Source organism: Roseovarius sp. YIN77 (assembly GCF_057219155.1).
Genome location: NZ_JBXVVI010000001.1, coordinates 445,241 through 464,010, shown reverse-complemented (window position 1 = coordinate 464,010; position 18,770 = coordinate 445,241). Strand labels below are relative to the sequence as shown.

Sequence of the window (18,770 nt, the reverse complement as noted above, 5' to 3'; positions counted from 1 at the left end):
GACTTATCCCCCGACTTTCAAGTCACGATCGGTGCCGATCATCGAATTGCGGGTGACGATGGCGGCAAGCTGATCCTCATCCCACCCCTTTGTCCCAGGTGGGCGCTGGGGAATGACGATATAACGCAGCTCAGCCGTGCTGTCCCAGACGCGCACGGCGATGTCACCCGGCAGATCGACGCCGAATTCGGCCAGTACCTTGCGTGGTTCACGCACGGCGCGGGCGCGGAAGGCCGCGGATTTGTACCAGGCGGGCGACATGCCGAGGATCGAGAATGGATAGCACGAGCACAGGGTACAAACGATCATATTATGGGTGTCAGAGGTGTTCTCAACCGCTTTCAAGTGGCCGGTTGCCTGACCTTCGAACTCCAGTTCCTCGATCGCCTTGGCGGCGTCGTCTAAAAGGCGGGACTTGAAATCGGGGTCGAGCCAGGCACGGGCAACCATGCGCGCGCCCCTTTTGGGGCCGATATGTTCGGAATAGACCTCTATCCAGTTGTCGATGGTGTCCTGTGAGACATAGCCAAGCTCTGTCACAAGGCTTTCAAGCGTCTTGACACGCAGGGCCGGATCGGACGGCAAATGCGAATGCAGATCGCGGTGGATCTGGGCGGCTTTATCCGGGTCAAAACTGGCCATGGGGAACTCCGTTACTGTCAGGGCAGGGTTGAATATTGTCGGGGGCAAGTCAAATCAGGAATGGTGATGGGCCCGGTCAGGGGTGGAAATGCGCTGGACATGAAAAGCCGGGGCGGCGATACAAACCTGATGAGTTTTTCACTACCCAAACCGGCGCGAGGTCAGGTGATTGGCCTGTTGGGGGGATCGTTCGATCCGCCGCATGCCGGACATGTGCATGTTTCGCGAGAGGCGATGAAACGGTTCGGGCTGGATCGGGTCTGGTGGCTGGTCAGCCCCGGTAATCCGTTGAAAATCAAGGGGCCCGCGCCACTGGATCGGCGTATGACGGCCTGCCGCGCGCTGGTCGATCACCCACGGATCGATATCACGGATTACGAGGCAAAGATCGGGACGCACTATACCGCTGAAACACTGGCAGCACTGTTTCAGGACTACCCCCAGCAGCGATTTGTTTGGCTGATGGGGGCGGATAATCTGGCCAACTTTCATCGTTGGGATCGCTGGGAATGGATCATGGCCAATATTCCCATCGGCGTGATTGCGCGGCCCGGGCAACGCATCCCGGCGCGTTTTTCCCCGGCGGCCAAGCGCTTTGCCCGGTTTCGCATTCGTGGACGAGAGTCATTGGCTTTGTCGCGTGCAGAGGCCCCGGCCTGGTGTTTTATCAATGCGCCGATGCTGGATATTTCTTCGACACGGATCAGAGAGACGGGGCAGTGGGCAGGATGATCTTGCCTGCGGAAAAGAGGCTGGGTAAAACCGCGATATGAGCAGGAATTGGACACGGCGCGGCCTTCTATGCGGGATGGGCGCAAGTGCGGCAAGCGCCGCTATGGGGGAGGTGCATCTGCCGGTGATGCGTCCGCCACCGCGCCCGGAACGCCCACCTGCGCCAGCCGCCAGCCGCTATGATGATCTGATCCAGGCCGCCCATCTGCGCGATGCCAAATTGGGATTTGTTGTTGCGGATGCGAAGACCGGCGAAGTTTTGGACGCGCTGAACCCGGATCAGGCATTGCCGCCGGCCAGTGTGGTGAAATCTGTCACCGCGCTTTACGCATTGGAGCATTTGGGGTCGGAATTTCAGTTTACAACACGGGTTTTGGCTCTTGGGCCGGTCGTAAACGGCCAATTGCAGGGTGATCTAGCGTTGGTTGGAGGGGCCGATCCAACCTTGACCACGGATGGGATGGGCGCGCTGGCCGGATTGGTCAAAGAGGCCGGTATCCATGAAGTGACCGGGGCCTTTCGCGTCTATTCCGGGGTGTTGCCCACGGTGAGCGCCATTGATCGGGCGCAGCCGGATCATTTGGGATATAATCCCGCGATTTCAGGGCTGAACCTGAATTTTAACCGGGTGCATTTCGAATGGAAAAAGGCGCAGGGCGATTACGCGATCACAATGCAGGCGCGAGCGCGCAAGTATCGGCCCGATGTCGGTGCCGCCCGGATGGAGGTGGTGGATCGAAACTATCCGGTCTTTACCTACGCCACGGCCCGTGATCACGATAGCTGGACCGTTGCAAAAGGGGCATTGGGCGATGAGGGCGCGCGCTGGTTGCCGGTGCGACACCCCGATATCTATGCGGCAGAGGTGTTTCAGACCCTGATGCGGTCCCATGGGATCGTGTTGCCTGAACCGGAGTTCAGTAAGGAAGACGCGCCAGCAGGTGACATTCTGGCAGAGATATCCAGTGAACCGCTGACCGAGATTTTGCGGGACATGTTGAAGCATTCAACCAACCTGACGGCGGAGGTTATTGGCATGATGGCCTCTGCCAAACGGGGTGGGCAACCTGCCAATCTGGCAGCCTCTGCGGTGCAGATGAACCGGTGGTTAAGGGATAAGTTCGACATAGAACAGGCTGGTTTTGTTGACCATTCCGGATTGGGTGGTGCGGCGCGCGTATCGGCGCGAACACTGGCCCGGCTGATGGTTGCGGCAGGGCCGGATGGTGCCTTGCGTCCGATCCTAAAGACGATCAGCGCCAAGATACTGGCGGGGGAATTACAGGCCAAGACCGGGACGCTCAACTTTGTGTCCGGGCTGGCAGGATATTACCGGACGCCAGAAGGGCGTGATCTGGCCTTTGCCGTTGTCTGCGCCGATGTGGCCCGTCGGATCGGGTTGAGCCGCGCAGAAATGGAACGCCCGCCGGGCGCACGCAGCTGGTCACGGCGCGCACGGCATTTGCAGTATCAATTGATTGAACGTTGGTCCGAAACCTACGGCGCCTGATCTTAGTTCAGGATGTCGTCGACCACGCCGATGACTTCGAGGATTTCGAATGTGTCAGGATCGGCGCGATAAATCAGCTCTCCCACCCGGTAAAAGCTGCCCCGGCGATCAAGACCGTAGTGATCATAATCGCGGATGCGCTCGTAATCATAGCCGCGCAGGCTATGGCCCGGTGGAATGCAGGGCGGATCTTTTTTGGCCAGGCCTGGCGGGCAGCCACCATTGCCAACGCCATTACCACGACCATTCCCGTTTCCGGCCATAGCTTCGGGCGCGGTTGCGGTCAGTACAACGGCCATCGCCAGTGTTGTGATTATGGTTTTCATCGTGCTCTCCATTTCACCTGCTATGTGGTGTCATACGCCCCAATAGTCGACTCGTTTGTCATAACGATGGCGGAATGCTGCGCATTAGGGGGGTGATATTCAATATCAGGGCTTGTGGCGGGCGGTTTTGATTATAACTATACGATGTATAAATAATTGGAGCCCTGAATGACCACTGGACATGTTATGATGGCGATGAGCCTTGACGGGTTTGTTGCGCGCAAAGATCACACGCTGGATTGGCTGATGAAGCAACCGACCGAGGGTGAGGATCATGGGTTTGAAGCGTTTCAAGCCAGTGTCGATGTGATTGTCATGGGGAGCGGATCCTATCGAACGGTACGTGGGTTTGGTGAATGGCCCTATATTAAACCGGTGATCGTATTAAGCCGCTCAATGACAGATGCGGATATTCCCGATGAGTTGCGGGATCGGATAGAGGTTAGTCGACTGGCCCCGCATGACCTTATGGCGGAGCTTGACGGGCGCGGCATGAAGCGCGCCTATGTTGATGGTGGCGCGATCATACGATCCTTTCTGGCTGCGGGATTGATTGCGGATATGCGTGTTGCGATTGTTCCGATCCTGATCGGGCGGGGCATTCGAATGTTTGGCGATCTTCCCGCCGATATCGATCTGGACCTGACGGGTTCGAAATCTTACCCCTCTGGACTGGTGGATCTGGAGTATCGCGTGCGTCAAGCAAAGCAAGACTAATGGCAAGGCCAAGGAAAGACGCAACGACGCTGAGCAAGGGATCGGTGCTGCGGGCGGCCTCTGATCTGATCCGGGTGGGCGGAGAAGGGGCCGTAACCTTTCGTGCGCTTGCAAAGGTTTTGGGCGTCACCCCGATGGCGGTGAGCTATCATGTTGGCAGTCGTGAGCAGCTGTTGCGTGATCTGATTGCACAGGCGTTTCGTGGCCTTGATGCAGATGTCGAGGGCTATTCTGCGGCATGTCGTTTGCGTGCTTTGATGCAAAGATATTTTCGGATGGCGCAGGATCATACTGGACTGATTACTGTGATATTGCGCGACCCCAGTCTAATGAGCGACGAATTGGTCGGTTTCACCAACCGTGTACGGGTGGAAACACGGGCGTTAAATGATGGGGATGCAGAGGATGTATTGTTAAATCTTGTGATTGATTATGCTCATGGGTTCATATTTTCCGTGACCTCCGCCGCCGTTGGATATGATCTGGGCGAGGACGATTTTCTGCGTAGTTTGGATTGGGTGTTGGGTAAGGTTGAAGCCAGAGGGGTTTAATCCCGCCCGCGCTTTTCAAACCGGGGCAACATGGCGCTGAAATCAGTGCCTTTGCCATCCTCTTGTTCAACAAATTGCGCATACAGATCGCGCGCGGCTTGGCCTAGCGGGGTGTCGGCATCGGCGGCCTCTGCCGCCTGTTGGGCAAGGCGCAAGTCCTTGAGCATCAGTTCAGAGGCGAAGCCGGGTTTGTAGCCATTGTCGGCGGGGCTGTGTGGACCAACGCCCGGGGCCGGGCAATAGGCATTCATTGACCAGCTGTAGCCTGAAGAGGTCGACACCACATCAAACATGGCCTGCCGGTCAAGGCCGAGTTTGTCAGCTAGGGCAAAGGCCTCGCACGTGCCGATCATGGTGATGCCGAGGATCATGTTGTTACAGATTTTGGCGGCTTGTCCCATGCCCGCGTCGCCGCACAGCACGGCCTTTTGCCCCATGGTGTCGAACAGGGGTCTGGCGCGGTCAAAAGCATCTTGCGGACCGCCGGCCATGAAAGTGAGCGTGCCTGCATCGGCGCCACCCACGCCGCCAGAGACAGGTGCATCAAGGGCAGAAAGGCCCGCCGATTGTGCGGATGTCGCGACGGCCTGGGCGCTGGCGACATCGACGGTGGAACAATCCAGATGGATAGCACCGGGCTGCATAACCGCGTGAATTTCCGCGGCAACGTTGCGCAGGATCGGGCCAGATGGCAGCATGGTGATGACGATGTCAGCCTGGGCCGCAGCTTCTGCGTTGTTGGTCGCAGCTGTGACATTGTCGGGGCAGGGGGTTACGGGATCAAAACCGGTGATCTGATGACCGGCAGCGGCCAGATTGCGGGCCATGGGGGCGCCCATATTGCCAAGGCCGATAAATCCGATTTTCATGGCGTCTCTCCTGTAAATGTCAGGGTATCTTTGCCCAGTGGCATCAACATCTGTGTCACCTCGACCTCGGTGACCTGATCGGGGCTGGCGTGTTTCCAGTTTGGATTGCGGTCTTTATCGATGATCTGGGCGCGGATACCTTCGACAATATCGCCCTGCTGGGCGGCCCGATGAGTATAGCGATATTCCTGTTCCAGGGCGCGGCGGATGGTTTCTGAACCACGTACCCGGTGGATGATCTGGACAGCGCAAGCCATGGCGAGCGGGGCGTTGCGGCCTAATTTCTTGAGCGCTTCAGTGGTGAAGGCGGAATCGCCGTGGGAAAGCGAACGCAGAATGTCCCCCAGCGTTTCGCCGGCAAAATGCGCATCGATTTCGGGCCGGAGAGCGGCGAGTGGGGCGTGTGGCGCAGGGTGCGAGAAGGCATCAACACGGGTCCAGTCGCCTGTCTCTTTCAATTCTTGGGTCAGGGTGGGCCAGTCGGACTCTGGTATGAAATAGTCAGCAAAACCCGCAAGGATCGCATCGCCCGGCATCATGCGGTTACCGGTTGTGCCCAGATATTCGCCCAGTCGCCCCGGTGCATTGGACAGGATCAGGCTGCCACCCACATCGGGAACCAGACCGATCCGGCATTCGGGCATGGCGATGCGGCTGCTTTCGCCCACCACCCGATGGGAGGCATGGCAGCCAATGCCAACGCCGCCACCCATCGTGAAGCCTTGCATCAAGCTGACCACGGGTTTTGGAAACTCGAATATCCGGGCGTTCAGGCGGTATTCATCGCGCCAGAACCTCTGCCCGGCGGCAAAATCGCCAGCCTTGGCAGATTGATAGAGATCGGAAATGTCACCCCCCGCGCAGAACGCCCGGTCACCGGTCGCGTCGAAGAGGACCATCTTGATGGTGTCATCTGCGCTCCATTCCCCCAGGGCGGTATAGATGCTGTCGCACATGCCAGCGGTCAGGGCATTCAGGGCCTCTGGCCGGTTCATTGTGATATGGCCGATCTGGCCGGAGGCGCGGATGAGGACGTCAGTCATGTATGTTCTACCAATAGCGAACGCGCCACGATCAGGCGCATGATTTCATTGGTGCCTTCGAGGATTTCGTGGACACGCAGGTCGCGAACGGTTTTTTCGATCCCGTAGTCAGCGAGGTAGCCGTAGCCGCCGTGCAGCTGCAGGCACCCGTTTGCGACCTTTGATCCGGTTTCCGTCACAAGCCGTTTGGCCATGGCGCAGAATTTGGTGGCATCTGGTGCTTGATTGTCCAGCTTCCACGCCGCTTGACGCAGGAATGTGCGGGCGGCTTGCAATTCAATCTCCATATCCGCCAGACGAAACTGCAGTGCCTGAAACTGGTCGATGGATTTGCCGAAGGCGTGACGCTCACGCATATAGGCCAGCGTCTTGGTCAGCGCCGATTGCGCGGCCCCGAGCGAACAGGCAGAGATATTCAGCCGCCCACCATCCAGACCGGCCATGGCGTAGGAAAATCCTTTGTTCACTTCACCCAGCAGGTTTTCAGACGGGGTCACGCAATTGTCCATCTGGACCTGTCGGGTTGGTTGCGCTTTCCAGCCCATTTTATCCTCCAGCCCGCCAAAGGACAGGCCGGGTGTGCCAGAATCGACAATCAGGGCGGATATGCCTTTGGGGCCATCCTCGCCAGTGCGGGCCATAACAATGTAGGCGTCAGAATAACCGCCGCCAGAGATAAAGGCCTTGGTCCCGGTCAGGCTGTAGCCCTGATCTGTGGCCGACGCGCGGGTTTTTAGGGCGGCGGCGTCTGATCCTGAACCGGGTTCGGTCAGGCAATAGGACAGGATGCAGTCCATTGTGATGGTTCGGGGCAGATATTTGGCCTTCAGCGCGTCTGATCCGAACCGATCAATCATGAATGCGCACATGTTGTGGATCGACAGGAAGGATGCTGTGGCGGGGCAGGCCATCGACAGCGCCTCGAACACCAAAGTCGCGTCAAGGCGTGATAGGGCGGAGCCGCCGAATTCCTCGGACACGTAAAGCCCGCCAAAGCCAAGTTCAGCGAGATTAGACCATAGGTCACGGGGAAAAGTGCCTGCAGCCTCCCATTCCCGGGCATTGGGGGCGATGTGATCCTGCCCAAAGGCATATGCCATATCGAAAATGGCGGTTTGTTCTTCGGTCAGTGCGAAATCCATGCAGGTCCTATTCGCGGATGAGAAATGAACATGTGTTTAATTAGTGGATGGACGTACCGTTTGACAAGCGTCGGACGTCACAAATCCGCATGGAATTCTTCGATCAAGTGGTCAACGACGGCTTTCAGGCAGGCTTGTTTGTCGTTGCCTGCTGCTTCTGCCTTGGCAAAGGCTGCACGTTGTCGGTCGGACGAAGTGCCGGTTTCCAAAATCGAGCGGGAGTTTTGAACTTCGGCAACGGCGTCCAGTGCTTCTGCATCCTTGGAAATCAAATCCAACATCTCATCTACCAGATCAGCATATGGTACGATCTTCATCTGGCCAAAATCGATCAACCCTTCGGAGACGCCATAGCGTTGTGCACGCCAGCGGTTTTCTGAAATCAGGAAGTTGTCGTAAAGGCGCCAACGCTGGTTTTTGCGTGCCAGCCGCCACAGCATCCGGGTGATGCATTGGGTGAGTGCGGCCAGTGTCAGTGTGGTTTCCAGCCGCGGGGCCACGTCGCAGATGCGCGATTCAATGGTGGGAAAGCGGGAGGATGGGCGCAAATCCCACCAGATTTTAGAACTGTCCTCGATGACACCAAGATTGCAGAGCGCCTGAACAGAGCGTTCAAAGCTGCTCCAACTATCTAGTTGCGGGGGCAGGCCGGTGCGGGGAAGGTTGTCGAAAACCGTCAGGCGGTAGGAATTTAGGCCGGTGTCGTCGCCCTGCCAGTAGGGGGATGAACAAGACAACGCCAGCAGGTGTGGCAGGAAATAGGTGAGCTGATTCATCAGATCGATGCGCATGTCGGGTTGATCGATACCGACATGTACGTGCATCCCGCAGATCAGCATCCGCCGCGCCACGCCTGCCAGATCTTTTTGCAGGGTATTGTATCGGTCGCGATCGGTGTGGGTCTGCGCCTTCCAATCCGCAAAAGGATGGCAGGAGACGGCGATGGGGGCGAGGCCCAGTTTTCCCGCCTCTTCGGCTACCACGGACCGCAGGCGGCGCAAATCTTCACGAGCCTCACCGATAGTTTTGCAAACGCGCGTTCCCACCTCGATCTGACAATTCAGAAATTCAGGGCTGACCTGGCCTTCCAGCCGATCGCTGCAGCATTTCATTAATGTATCGGGGGCGTCGGTCAGGGCGCCGCTCGAGGGATCGACCAGCAGGTATTCTTCTTCGATTCCGATGGTGAATTCTGGCTCTGCAATCGACATGGGCCTGCCTTTCGGACTGTTGCAGGCTCAGAAAATCAAACTCGGCCTATGATGGCAAGCCGTCGATCTATTTGACCGCTTCGGCAATCTTGGCTGCGGCCAGAATCTCTTCGGCAATTTCACGGGCCTCGTCTGGGTCGAAATCCATCGGAATCTCTGCACTACCTTCAGAGACGAAGATCCGAACCATGCCATGGTCGGTCGGGCCAATCTGCAGATTTGCCTCGATTTCACGTTCGGTGTTGATGCCCATGATGCGCCCTCCTGAGTGGATTGCGGGCTAACGGCTTTGGTCTTGAAATGCAAGAGCGCGCAAACATAGGGTGGGGCATGGACCAGGTAACGTTTCGCGATCTGAAAACCACTGATCTGGATTGGCTGATCAGTGAAAACGCGCACTATTACGCACGCAGCGACGGGTTTGATGAAAGCTTTGAACCGTTAGTGCGGGAGGTTTTGGAAACCTTTATGCGTGATTTCGATCCGGTGCGGGAAAAATCCTGGATTGCCCAAAGCGGGGCGCGGCGGCTGGGAAGTCTGCTGTGTACATGTCATGATGATCAGACCGCGTGTTTGAAGTTGTTTTACCTTGTGCCCGAAGCACGCGGTTTGGGTTTGGGGAAGCGAATGCTGCGCACATCGATGTCTTTTGCGCGTGCTTGCGGGTATCGGAAAATGCGGGTTTGGACCCATGAAAGCCACCGGGCGGCGGGCGGTCTGTACCAGTCATTTGGCTGGACGCTTGACGATCATAAATCTGTGCGCAGTTTCGGTTGCGATTTGGTGGAACAAAGCTGGAAATTTGAATTCTAAATACTTGCATTCACCGTGCAACGCGGCTAAATCGCCAATCAGTGCCGCCTTAGCTCAGTTGGTTAGAGCGCCTGATTGTGGATCAGGAGGTCCCCCGTTCGAGCCGGGGAGGTGGTACCATCCTTCCTGAAAACATTGATTGGTCTGGCCGCGTCATTGGGCGTCGTCTTTGGTGTTTGCGCGAATGATTCTCCGTGCTACCGATTGGCAAAAAAAGCCGGATTGGTGCGCGAAAATGAACAAGAAGCTGTTGTTGATTATCCTTGATGGTGTGCCGTGGCGCAATTGGCGGCGGTTGTTTGGGAATATGGAAGGCTGGGTGGATAACGGCGATGCCCGGGTGTGGAAGATGTGCTCTGTCCTGCCGTCCACATCAGCATGTTGTTATGCGTCGATTCACACTGGGGTCGTGCCAGCGGTTCATGGGTGTACCGGCAATTATGATGTTCGGCGCCTGGATATTCCTGATATCTTTAGCCAAGTACGGTCATCGGGCGGCGTGACCGGCGCGGTGACCTATCAGGGTTGGTCCGAGTTTTTCAATCGTGCCCCTTTTGATCCAGTACGCGACATTGAATATGACGAACCCGAAAGCGACAGTATCAATCACGGCCGGTTTCATTCGATGACAGGCTATGATCTGTTGAACTCTGCCACGCCTGCGGATGCGGACCTTTACGCCACCTTGACCATGCTAACGGAACGGTTTGGGCTGAACTACGGGCTGCTGCACACGGTCACGTTGGATTGTATGGGCCATCAATACGGTCATGACACCATCGAATATGAACGGCTGTGCTACAAGGCAGATGAACAACTTGCGCCCTATGTCAGACGATGGCGCAATGCAGGCTATGAGGTGATTGTCACCGCAGATCATGGCCAAAGCGACCCCGGTCATCATGGCGGACGGGGCGAGGAAATGCAGGATGTGGCGCTGTATTACTTTGGCGATGCGGAAGGCCCGGCAGAGGATGTGTTGCTGCGTCAAACGCAGTTGGCGCCGACGGTGTTGAAGCTGCTGGGGGCAGATATCCCTGAAACGATGAAGGATGATCCGTTTCTAGGATGAAATATCAATCAGTTGTCAGGTGGAATTAACCCAAGGCCGCGCAGATAAACACCGATTCCGGTTTCCAGCAGGTTTTCTGGTGGAAACGGGGATTTGGTGCCGGGGGAGCCGCGGGCAAATAGTTCGACCACGCCGTGGCTCATCGCCCAAATATGGGCGCTGAACATCTTGGCTGGCGGGCGTTTGTCGGCGGGAATGTGTTTTGACAGATCTTCTGCGGCACGTTCCAAGACGCCCATGGCGCGTTCGGCCACTTTCGCCAGCTCCGGTGATCGATTGATTGAAATGCCACTTTCAAACATGGCAACGTAGTGGCCCGGATATCGACGGGCGAAGGCCAGATAGGCGCGGCCCGTGGCCTCAAACGATGCAAGTGCAGAGGGTTGGCCTTGATCATAGGCGTAGTTCATCAGGTCGGCGAATATTTCATACCCTTGCCGGGCGGCCTCGGCGATCAGGTCTTCGCGACCCTCGAAATGGCGATAGACGGCGGCGGGGGTGACGCCCGCTCGTTTTGCGGCCTCTGACAGGGTAAAGCCGGTGGGGCCTTTTTCCTCGATCAGTTCCAGCGCGGCCTTGACCAGAGCCTCGCGCAGATTGCCGTGATGATAGCCGCGTTTAGGCATTCCAGATCTCCGGGCCACCGCAAATCAGCGGATCTGGGATGCAGGCCACATCAGCGTTTTTCCCGGCATAGGGCAGGGGTGCAAGTACGGAACGGATCGCTGCTATACGGGCGCGGCGTTTGTCGTCAGACCGGATCACCGTCCAAGGGCAGGTTTTGGAATGGCTTCGATCCAGAGTTTCGCTGATGGCATCGGTATAGGCATCCCAGCGATTGAGTCCCTCGACATCGATCCAGCTGAGCTTCCATTGCTTCAACGGATCACTTTCGCGGTTCAGAAAGCGGCGCAGCTGTTCGGCGCGCCCGACATTCAGCCAGATTTTGACCAGATGGAATCCTTCGTCAATCAGCATGGATTCAAAATCAGGCAGTTGGGTGAAAAAATGCCCCCGCTGTTCGGGCGTGCAAAAGCCGAACACATGTTCCACCACACCGCGATTGTACCATGATCGGTCAAAGAGCGCGATTTCTCCGCCTGCGGGCAAGTGATTGATATAGCGTTGGAAATACCATTGGCTTTGTACGCGTTCTGTGGGTTTTGAGAGTGCGACAACCTTTGTTACGCGTGGGTTCAGGTTCATGCGAAAGCGTGCGATGGCACCGCCCTTGCCAGCCGCATCGCGCCCCTCAAACACCACAGCCAATCGGGCGCCAGTGTCCTTGACCCAGCTTTGCAATTTAACCAGTTCGATCTGCAAGGCGTCGAGAGTATCCTCGTATTTCTTGCGTGGCATGCGGGCATCATGTGGATAGCCGGGGTCGATGATATCCTTGGGGCCGGCGCTCTGGATCGCTTGGCGAATTTCAACGGGGGCCGTGTTTTGAAAGAAATCGCTGATCACACCGTCGAAAGGCAGGGTCATGTTCGATTTCTCCGTATTATGGGCTGGCCCGTGCCAACAGGTTAGGCCAGCCGGTCAGTTGGGTCCAGTAACCAATGCCTTCAGGTTCCAATGGCCCGTATGTCATAGTGCGTGGTTTGATAAATATCGTTGATCCAGTTGCCATAAAGAAGATGCGCGTGACTACGCCATCTGTTTTGCGGGTCGTTGCGCGGGTTATCATCGGGGTAATAATTCATCGGTACATTGATCGGCGTGCCATTTTCAATGTCCCGGTCATATTCTTCCTTCAGCGTTCCACTGTCATATTCGAAGTGGTTGAAGATATAGAGTGCATTGTGCTGCGTGTCCTGCACCAGACAAGGGCCAACCTCATCTGAATAGAGCAAGGTAGACAGGTCGGGTACGGCCTCTATCTCTGCCTGTTTCATTTCTGTCCAGCGGCTGACTGGAATAACGCAATCGTCTGAAAATCCACGCAGATAGGGTGACGCAGGCGCCATGTTGTGATGGCGGAAACAGCCGAAGGCCTTTGCATCCAGCATATGTTTCTTAACGCCATGGAAATAGTTGATCATCGCCATGCCACCCCAGCAAACGCCAAAGGTGGAATGCACATGAGTGCGCGTCCAGTCAAAGACCTGGCAGAGCTCGTTCCAATATGTCACCTCGGTAAAGGGTAGGTGTTCGATCGGTGCCCCGGTGATGATCAGGCCATCAAATTTTTCATCAATCACATCGCTGAAGGGGCGATAGAAGGCCTCCATATGCTCTGCAGCGGTGTTTTTGGTCTCGTGCTCGCTCATGCGGATCAGAGTTAGTTCGATCTGCAAAGGCGTGGCCCCGATCAGACGGGCAAATTGCGTCTCTGTCTGAATTTTCTTGGGCATCAGGTTCAAAAGGCCAATGCGCAAGGGGCGGATATCTTGTCGGGCAGCACGACCTTCGCCCATCACCATCACACCCTCATTCGACAGAACGTCAAAGGCTGGCAAGTCAGAGGGCAGTTTGATCGGCATGGTGGTTCCTTTTGCTCGGCCTATTCAGATAGGGCGGCGGTTAGCGTGCCTCAAGGGCGGTTGCGATCAGATCGGTAAATTCAGCAGTTGTTCGAATGTTGGCGACGTCTTCGGCCTTGACCGAAATGCCCCAGTTTTCCGCCATGGATCGGTACCGTGGTTGTCGATCTGTCAAGGCGCGGGAATAGGCAAACCGGACGAAATCATCTGGATCAATATCATCATCTACCAGATTGTTATTGCTTTTATATTCCGACCAAAGGGACAGAAGCCTGTCCGGCGGGTAATACATCGGCTTTGGTGCTTTGATGAATCGGCGGATCAGTTCCTGGGTGTGATTGTCGGACCCTTCGATCCAGACCATCAACACGTGTTCTGATAGTTGGGACAAAACAGGATCATTGGGATCATCGGGATTGACGACCTCACAGATCGAGCCGCTGCTATCACAGATGAAGTTACTATAGCCGTAAAGCTTCTTTGCCCGGTTGATGAAATGGCCGGTATCCAACATGGCATTGATTTCGGCCTGTTGGTGCAGGGCTTGTCGGCGCATGTATTCCTTGAACGGCAGGCCGCCCTTTTCCGGGTCGCCGGGTTTGCCCAGATAAGTGGACAGCGGGGCCAGGTTGTTGAAGGTAATGTTGGATTGAATATAGACGGAGTCTGTCAATAACAGATCGCGCAGGAGCGGGACGCGCATTGCCTCCAGCTTGAAGTTGTCAGAGATATGTTCACCCATGTAGCGGGTGCCGATGCGGTAGTCGGCAGAATAGTGAAACCAGTCACCGGAATCGCGCAGAATGTTGGAAATATAGGTTTTCCCAAGCCCGGACATGCCAAACAGCATAACGCGTTTCGCCTCTGAGGCGCGCCAATCCTGCGCAGATCCGTAAATCATGACCGCTGTCCCTTACCAAAGTCCCTGACGTGGTAATGGCAGGGGGTAGTGGGGTCAAATGGAATTGCGATTATCGGTTTTAACGGCAAGGTATCCCTGAAGGGATTGATCTAACCCGGTGTCTGGAAATGGCCCGGGAAAAGTCCGGCCAGAAACGTGCGAATCAACTCCACAGCCTCTTCCCGGCCGAAGTTTTCACTGTCTGACAGATAGTGAACCCACATCCCTTCGAGCAGGGCAAAGGTGCCAAACGTGGCCTGTCGGGCAATGATCGGTTCCCGGCGTCCTGAACTTTCTGCGATCTTTGTGAACGAGGCCAGCAACGTTTCGGTCATGCGATCGTCTTGGGTGCTGCTGTATTTCGCGATGCCTGGACGAGACGGGGCCGCGCCCCGGAAGGCGTGCCAGATTTTTGTGGACCGTTCGTTCAGCAATTCAGCGCTGAGGTCTGCGCGAATGACCGCCATGATCACTTCCTCAGGCGTGGTGTCTGCTTGGCTTAGCTGGCGGTCCAGTTCTTGGTAGTACTTGTCACTAAAATATTTGGCGGAGGCCGTCAGCAAGCTCTCTTTGCCGCCGAAATGCAGATGGATCATTCCCCGGGACAGATTGGCCCGTTTGATGATGTGACTGACCGTCGTGTCTGTCAGGCCAATTTCAGCGATTGTATCGAGAGTCGCGTTGATCAGGGCTTGTCGGCTGGCCTCTGGATCGCGCTTGGATGGGCGTCGGATTTCTGTTTCTGTCTGCATAATTCACTTATGAATCAAGGTGATATGATTTTGTTTGTTCGTCGATTTTAAAAATATTGACATAAGATCACCCTTTGCGCAATATTAAATGGACGATCGTCCATTAATAATTTCTGATGACAAATTCCAAACTGGGGAAGCTGCGTGATCGAATTGCGAAGTGAATCTGCGAAAGGCTATGCCCTGAGCGCACCGGCCACGATCTACGTGGGGTTTCTGGTTGCGGCACCGCTGGTCATCCTGATCGCCTATTCGTTTTGGTCGCAGTCCTACGTGACGCTCGACAAGACGATGACGCTGAAAAACTACCGCGAGGCGTTCAGCGATCCGTTGGTCAGGCATCTAATGTTGCGGTCGATCTGGATTGCGGGGGCGGTGACCATTGTCACGGTCGCGCTGGCCTATCCAATTGCTTATTTCATTTCGATGAAGGCCAGAAACAAGACGATCTGGTTGTTGCTGATCACCATTCCGTTCTGGTCGAGCTATCTGCTCAGGGTCTTTGCCTGGAAACTGATCCTTGGTTTCAATGGGGTGATGAATTCGGCTTTGTTGGCGTTGGGTCTGATCAATGAGCCGCTGACATTTCTGTTGTACAATGAATTCGCGGTGGTTTTGACGCTGGCCCATGCTTGGGCGCCTTTTGCAATCCTGCCAATCTATGTCAGCCTGCAGAAAATCGACCCGAGCCTGTTGGAAGCAGCCACCGATCTGGGCAACAGCCAGTTTCAACGCTTTATGCGCGTGACATTGCCGCTGACCATTCCCGGCATCATTGCCGCGAGCCTGATCATCTTTATCCCGACAGTGGGCGACTATGTTACCCCGTCCTTGGTGGGCGGATCAGATGGCAAGATGATTGCGAACCTTATTCAGGTGCAGTTTGGGGCGGCGAATAACTGGCCCTTGGGCGCGACGTTGTCGTTGCTTGCAATGTTGGCGGTAGGCTTTGTCGCCATCGTCTTTGTCATCACTGGCAATGCAGTGGGGAGGCGGATCAGATGAGGCGCCCATCAACCCTAACCATCTATGCGTTCCTGTATCTGGCGTTTTTGTATCTGCCGGTTCTGTTTCTGCCGCTGTTTTCCTTTAACAGCGGAACCATCGTGGCCTTTCCGATCAAGGGATGGACACTGGATTGGTATCGCAAACTGGGCGAACAGGACACGCTGATCCAGGCGCTGTGGAACTCGCTGACGGTCGGTCTGGTGGCTGCGTTTTTGGCGACGGCGATGGGTTTGTTCGCAGCGCGGGCCTTTGTGCGGTACAAGTTCCGCGGGCAGGGCGCAGCAGAGGGTTTGGTCATGCTGCCGCTGGTGATCCCAGGGATCATCGTGGCCTCTTCCATGCTGGTGCTGTTCCTTTTTATGGGGCTGAAGCCATCGTTGATGACGGTGACATTGGGCCATACATTTTTGGCGCTGCCCTTTGCCGTGTCGATCCTGAAATCCGCCTTTGACGATTTTGATGCCTCGCTGGAGGAGGCGTCATATGATCTGGGTGCGGGTGTCATTGAAACCTTCCGCCGGGTGACGTTGCCGGTTGTGGCGCCGGGGATTGTGTCCAGCGTTCTGGTGACATTCACGGTCAGCTTTGATGAATTTGTTCTGGCCTTCTTCCTGTCCGGCAATGAACCAACATTGCCGGTCTATATCTGGAGCCAGATCCGTTTCCCTGCCAAGCTGCCAAATGTTCTGGCGCTGGGGTCGATCCTGTTGATGACATCGGTCCTGCTGTTGGTGCTGGCCGAATATTTCCGCCGCCGTTCTTCGAAATCAGAGTGACCAGATGACAGATAAAAAAATCATAGAGTTAACAGGTGTTGAAAAAAGATATGGCAATTTTCTTGCTGCCTCTGACGTTAACCTGTCATTGAAAGAGGGGGAGTTCTTCTCTCTCCTTGGTCCCTCGGGCTGTGGCAAGACCACGGTTCTGCGGATGATTGCCGGATTTCAAGAGCCGACCCGCGGAACGGTCGTGATCGACGGGCAGGATATGGATGGGGTGCCAGCTAACAAACGCCCCACCAATATGGTGTTTCAAAGCTATGCGATCTTTCCGCATCTGAATGTGGGGAACAACGTGGCCTATGGGCTGCGGGGACGCGTCGCCAAGGCCGAGATTGATGCCCGTGTGGCTGAAGCTCTGGACATGGTCGAACTGGGCGGATTGCAAAAACGTGGGGCGAATGAACTGTCTGGGGGGCAAAGGCAGCGCGTGGCGCTGGCCCGTGCCCTAATCATGCGGCCAAAGGTGTTGTTGCTGGATGAACCACTGTCGGCGCTGGATAAGAAACTGCGCGAACAGATGCAGTTCGAGATGCGCAACTTGCAACAATCGCTGGGGATCACCTTTGTGATGGTTACCCATGACCAATACGAGGCGATGACCATGTCAGATCGCATCGGGGTCATGTTCAATGGGCAACTAAAACAGGTGGATACACCTGCCACGCTTTATGCACGGCCGTGCGACCGTCAGGTTGCCAGTTTCATCGGCGAGATGAACATTCTGAACGCAATGATGCAGGCTGAAAATGGCGACAAGATGATTGTCGAGGCGGCAGGCTTTGGACGGATGGAGATTGATCGAAACCCCAATGTTGCAGGCCGGTCCAATTCGATGATCGTCGGGATAAGGCCGGAGCAACTGGAGATTTCGTCGGACAAGCCGGCAGATTATTCGGCGACGGTTCAGGGCACCGTGGTAAATGCCGCGTTCTATGGCGAAAACGTGCACTATCACGTGCAGGTCGAAGGGATAGATCGCCCTGTGTCTGTGTCGGTGCCGAATTACTTTCATACGGTCGATTTTAACCGCGGGGATGCGGTGTGGCTGGGCGTGCAAGACGTCAGCGTGATCGATCTGGGTCGAGATTCACAATAAGTCCAACAGGAGGAACACAATGAAACTTCAGGGTATTGCAGCATTTGCTGCTGCGACGGCGATCAGTACCGGCAGTGTCTTTGCCGGGGGTGCTGATCTGAACGTCTTTGACTGGTCGGGGTATGAGGACCCCGGATTTTTCGCCAGCTATATGGCGAAATACGGGGATGAGGCGCCGTCTTATTCCTATTTCGGCAGCCAGGAAGAAGCGTTTACCAAGCTGACATCGGGCTTCTCTGCTGACCTTGCACATCCATGTTCGGACGCCGTGCGCAAGTGGGTTGCTGCTGACCTGATTCAGCCGCTGGATGAAAGCAAGCTGACCAACTGGGCGAACCTGTTGCCAGAAATCAAAGAGGTCGACGGCATCGTCATCGACGGAAATATTTACATGCTGCCCTTTGAGTGGGGCAATACCGGGCTGATCTATCGTACCGACACGATTTCTGCCGATGATATTTCTCTGCAACTGTTGGCCGATCCGGCTTATCAGGGCAAAATATCCATCCCGGATGCGGCATCTTCGGCATATGCCCTAGCATCGCTGGCGACCGGCAATGCGGATGATTACACCAACCTGAGCGATGAGCAGTTCCAAGAGGCGTCTGATTTTCTGCGCTCAATCCATTCCAACATCCGCTTTTACTGGTCGGATGCCGGGCAAATGGATCAGGCCATGACAAGTGGCGAAATCGAAATGGGTTGGGCCTGGAACCAGTCAGAGCTGAACCTGATCTGGAATGAAGTTCCGGCAGCGATGATGCGTGATACCGACAAAGGGATCGCCACCTGGGTGTGCGGTTATGTGCATCTGAAATCTTCGACCACACCAGAAGATCAGATTTATGACCTGCTGAATGCCCTGACCGAACCGGGCAGTGGCCAGTATATCATCGACAACTGGGGATATCCGCATTCCAACACCGAAGCGTTTGAAATTGCGGACCAGGCCAGCATTGAGGCTTATGGATTTTCTGATCCGGCTGCGTTTTTCGAAAACAGCCTGTTCTTTGATGCGGTGAACCCGGAGCTGGAAGCGAAAATGCTTGCCGAGTTTGAGCGTATCAAAGCTGGCTTCTGATCCAACGTCATAAATTCCGGGGGTAGCAGTACCCCG

The 18,770-nt window shown here is 55.7% G+C and carries 22 protein-coding genes and 1 tRNA gene; 11 read left to right on the top strand and 12 right to left on the bottom strand.

All coding sequences use genetic code 11. The annotated features are described in order from the left end of the window. Nucleotides 1-3: 3 nt before the first annotated feature. On the bottom strand, nucleotides 4-642 hold the full coding sequence (gene nthA / locus AC2D8P_RS02270; RefSeq protein WP_484700067.1) for a nitrile hydratase subunit alpha: 639 nt from the start codon (nucleotides 640-642) through the stop codon (nucleotides 4-6). A gap of 129 nt (nucleotides 643-771) precedes the next feature. Here nthA and AC2D8P_RS02265 point away from each other — a divergent pair, with 129 nt between their 5' ends. Further along, nucleotides 772-1,374 carry a nicotinate-nucleotide adenylyltransferase gene (locus AC2D8P_RS02265; RefSeq protein ID WP_484700585.1) on the top strand — a complete coding sequence of 201 codons (603 nt, stop codon included), beginning with the start codon at nucleotides 772-774 and terminating at the stop codon, nucleotides 1,372-1,374. Between the two features lie 37 nt (nucleotides 1,375-1,411). Further along, on the top strand, nucleotides 1,412-2,884 hold the full coding sequence (gene dacB / locus AC2D8P_RS02260; RefSeq protein ID WP_484700066.1) for a D-alanyl-D-alanine carboxypeptidase/D-alanyl-D-alanine endopeptidase: 1,473 nt from the start codon (nucleotides 1,412-1,414) through the stop codon (nucleotides 2,882-2,884). A 2-nt stretch (nucleotides 2,885-2,886) separates the two neighbouring features. Here the strand turns inward: dacB and AC2D8P_RS02255 are convergent, their stop codons facing one another. Continuing rightward, nucleotides 2,887-3,210 (bottom strand): hypothetical protein, encoded by a 324-nt coding sequence (locus AC2D8P_RS02255; RefSeq protein ID WP_484700065.1) that lies wholly within the window; start codon nucleotides 3,208-3,210, stop codon nucleotides 2,887-2,889. Between the two features lie 168 nt (nucleotides 3,211-3,378). Here AC2D8P_RS02255 and AC2D8P_RS02250 point away from each other — a divergent pair, with 168 nt between their 5' ends. Both AC2D8P_RS02250 and AC2D8P_RS02245 read left to right on the top strand, forming a co-directional pair. After that, a complete protein-coding gene (locus AC2D8P_RS02250; protein ID WP_484700063.1) occupies nucleotides 3,379-3,927 on the top strand; it encodes a dihydrofolate reductase family protein in 549 nt (182 codons plus the stop codon). After that, a complete protein-coding gene (locus AC2D8P_RS02245; RefSeq protein WP_484700062.1) occupies nucleotides 3,927-4,478 on the top strand; it encodes a TetR/AcrR family transcriptional regulator in 552 nt (183 codons plus the stop codon). The genes AC2D8P_RS02250 and AC2D8P_RS02245 overlap by 1 nt, the downstream gene beginning before the upstream one ends. Here AC2D8P_RS02245 and mmsB read toward each other — a convergent pair. The 5 genes from mmsB to AC2D8P_RS02220 all read right to left on the bottom strand — a co-directional run bounded on the left by mmsB (nucleotide 4,475) and on the right by AC2D8P_RS02220 (nucleotide 8,996). Beyond that, on the bottom strand, nucleotides 4,475-5,347 hold the full coding sequence (gene mmsB / locus AC2D8P_RS02240; protein ID WP_484700060.1) for a 3-hydroxyisobutyrate dehydrogenase: 873 nt from the start codon (nucleotides 5,345-5,347) through the stop codon (nucleotides 4,475-4,477). The genes AC2D8P_RS02245 and mmsB overlap by 4 nt on opposite strands. Further along, nucleotides 5,344-6,390, bottom strand: a complete 1,047-nt coding sequence (locus AC2D8P_RS02235; RefSeq protein ID WP_484700058.1) for an enoyl-CoA hydratase/isomerase family protein — start codon at nucleotides 6,388-6,390, stop codon at nucleotides 5,344-5,346. Before AC2D8P_RS02235 ends, mmsB begins: the two co-directional genes overlap by 4 nt. After that, entirely contained in the window at nucleotides 6,387-7,532 is a 1,146-nt protein-coding gene (locus AC2D8P_RS02230; protein WP_484700057.1) for an acyl-CoA dehydrogenase family protein, read from the bottom strand. Before AC2D8P_RS02230 ends, AC2D8P_RS02235 begins: the two co-directional genes overlap by 4 nt. Before the next feature lie 77 nt (nucleotides 7,533-7,609). Then, complete coding sequence (locus tag AC2D8P_RS02225) at nucleotides 7,610-8,743, bottom strand: carboxylate-amine ligase (protein ID WP_484700055.1); 1,134 nt, start codon at nucleotides 8,741-8,743, stop codon at nucleotides 7,610-7,612. Nucleotides 8,744-8,810: 67 nt separating this feature from the next. Next, nucleotides 8,811-8,996, bottom strand: coding sequence for a DUF6324 family protein (locus AC2D8P_RS02220; protein WP_484700054.1), 186 nt, complete (start codon nucleotides 8,994-8,996; stop codon nucleotides 8,811-8,813). A gap of 77 nt (nucleotides 8,997-9,073) precedes the next feature. Between AC2D8P_RS02220 and AC2D8P_RS02215 the strand changes: the two genes are divergently transcribed. The 3 genes from AC2D8P_RS02215 to AC2D8P_RS02205 all read left to right on the top strand — a co-directional run bounded on the left by AC2D8P_RS02215 (nucleotide 9,074) and on the right by AC2D8P_RS02205 (nucleotide 10,628). After that, nucleotides 9,074-9,556 (top strand): GNAT family N-acetyltransferase, encoded by a 483-nt coding sequence (locus tag AC2D8P_RS02215; protein ID WP_484700053.1) that lies wholly within the window; start codon nucleotides 9,074-9,076, stop codon nucleotides 9,554-9,556. Between the two features lie 43 nt (nucleotides 9,557-9,599). Continuing rightward, nucleotides 9,600-9,676 (top strand) — tRNA-His (locus AC2D8P_RS02210). A gap of 115 nt (nucleotides 9,677-9,791) precedes the next feature. Then, complete coding sequence (locus AC2D8P_RS02205) at nucleotides 9,792-10,628, top strand: alkaline phosphatase family protein (RefSeq protein WP_484700052.1); 837 nt, start codon at nucleotides 9,792-9,794, stop codon at nucleotides 10,626-10,628. Nucleotides 10,629-10,636: 8 nt separating this feature from the next. Here AC2D8P_RS02205 and AC2D8P_RS02200 read toward each other — a convergent pair whose 3' ends face one another. The 5 genes from AC2D8P_RS02200 to AC2D8P_RS02180 form a co-directional block, all read right to left on the bottom strand. Beyond that, nucleotides 10,637-11,254, bottom strand: a complete 618-nt coding sequence (locus AC2D8P_RS02200; protein ID WP_484700050.1) for a TetR/AcrR family transcriptional regulator — start codon at nucleotides 11,252-11,254, stop codon at nucleotides 10,637-10,639. After that, the gene (gene ppk2 / locus AC2D8P_RS02195; protein ID WP_484700049.1) at nucleotides 11,247-12,116 is read right to left on the bottom strand and encodes a polyphosphate kinase 2; all 870 of its coding nucleotides are present in this window, start codon (nucleotides 12,114-12,116) and stop codon (nucleotides 11,247-11,249) included. The genes AC2D8P_RS02200 and ppk2 overlap by 8 nt, the downstream gene beginning before the upstream one ends. An 80-nt stretch (nucleotides 12,117-12,196) precedes the next feature. Beyond that, complete coding sequence (gene metA, locus AC2D8P_RS02190) at nucleotides 12,197-13,114, bottom strand: homoserine O-acetyltransferase MetA (protein WP_484700047.1); 918 nt, start codon at nucleotides 13,112-13,114, stop codon at nucleotides 12,197-12,199. A 40-nt stretch (nucleotides 13,115-13,154) separates the two neighbouring features. Beyond that, nucleotides 13,155-14,015 carry an ATPase gene (locus AC2D8P_RS02185; protein ID WP_484700046.1) on the bottom strand — a complete coding sequence of 287 codons (861 nt, stop codon included), beginning with the start codon at nucleotides 14,013-14,015 and terminating at the stop codon, nucleotides 13,155-13,157. 110 nt (nucleotides 14,016-14,125) lie between these two features. Continuing rightward, nucleotides 14,126-14,767, bottom strand: a complete 642-nt coding sequence (locus AC2D8P_RS02180) for a TetR family transcriptional regulator C-terminal domain-containing protein (protein WP_484700044.1) — start codon at nucleotides 14,765-14,767, stop codon at nucleotides 14,126-14,128. A 144-nt stretch (nucleotides 14,768-14,911) separates the two neighbouring features. On the opposite strand from AC2D8P_RS02180, the gene AC2D8P_RS02175 reads away from it, so the two are divergent. From AC2D8P_RS02175 to AC2D8P_RS02160, 4 genes are read left to right on the top strand one after another with little or no spacing between them, the layout of a single operon-like run. Further along, nucleotides 14,912-15,772: an ABC transporter permease gene (locus tag AC2D8P_RS02175; protein WP_484700043.1), complete on the top strand. Its 861-nt coding sequence runs from the start codon at nucleotides 14,912-14,914 to the stop codon at nucleotides 15,770-15,772. Continuing rightward, nucleotides 15,769-16,551: an ABC transporter permease gene (locus AC2D8P_RS02170; protein ID WP_484700042.1), complete on the top strand. Its 783-nt coding sequence runs from the start codon at nucleotides 15,769-15,771 to the stop codon at nucleotides 16,549-16,551. Before AC2D8P_RS02175 ends, AC2D8P_RS02170 begins: the two co-directional genes overlap by 4 nt. Before the next feature lie 4 nt (nucleotides 16,552-16,555). Beyond that, the gene (locus AC2D8P_RS02165; RefSeq protein ID WP_484700040.1) at nucleotides 16,556-17,653 is read left to right on the top strand and encodes an ABC transporter ATP-binding protein; all 1,098 of its coding nucleotides are present in this window, start codon (nucleotides 16,556-16,558) and stop codon (nucleotides 17,651-17,653) included. 19 nt (nucleotides 17,654-17,672) lie between these two features. Continuing rightward, nucleotides 17,673-18,734: an ABC transporter substrate-binding protein gene (locus AC2D8P_RS02160; protein WP_484700038.1), complete on the top strand. Its 1,062-nt coding sequence runs from the start codon at nucleotides 17,673-17,675 to the stop codon at nucleotides 18,732-18,734. Nucleotides 18,735-18,770 lie beyond the last annotated feature (36 nt).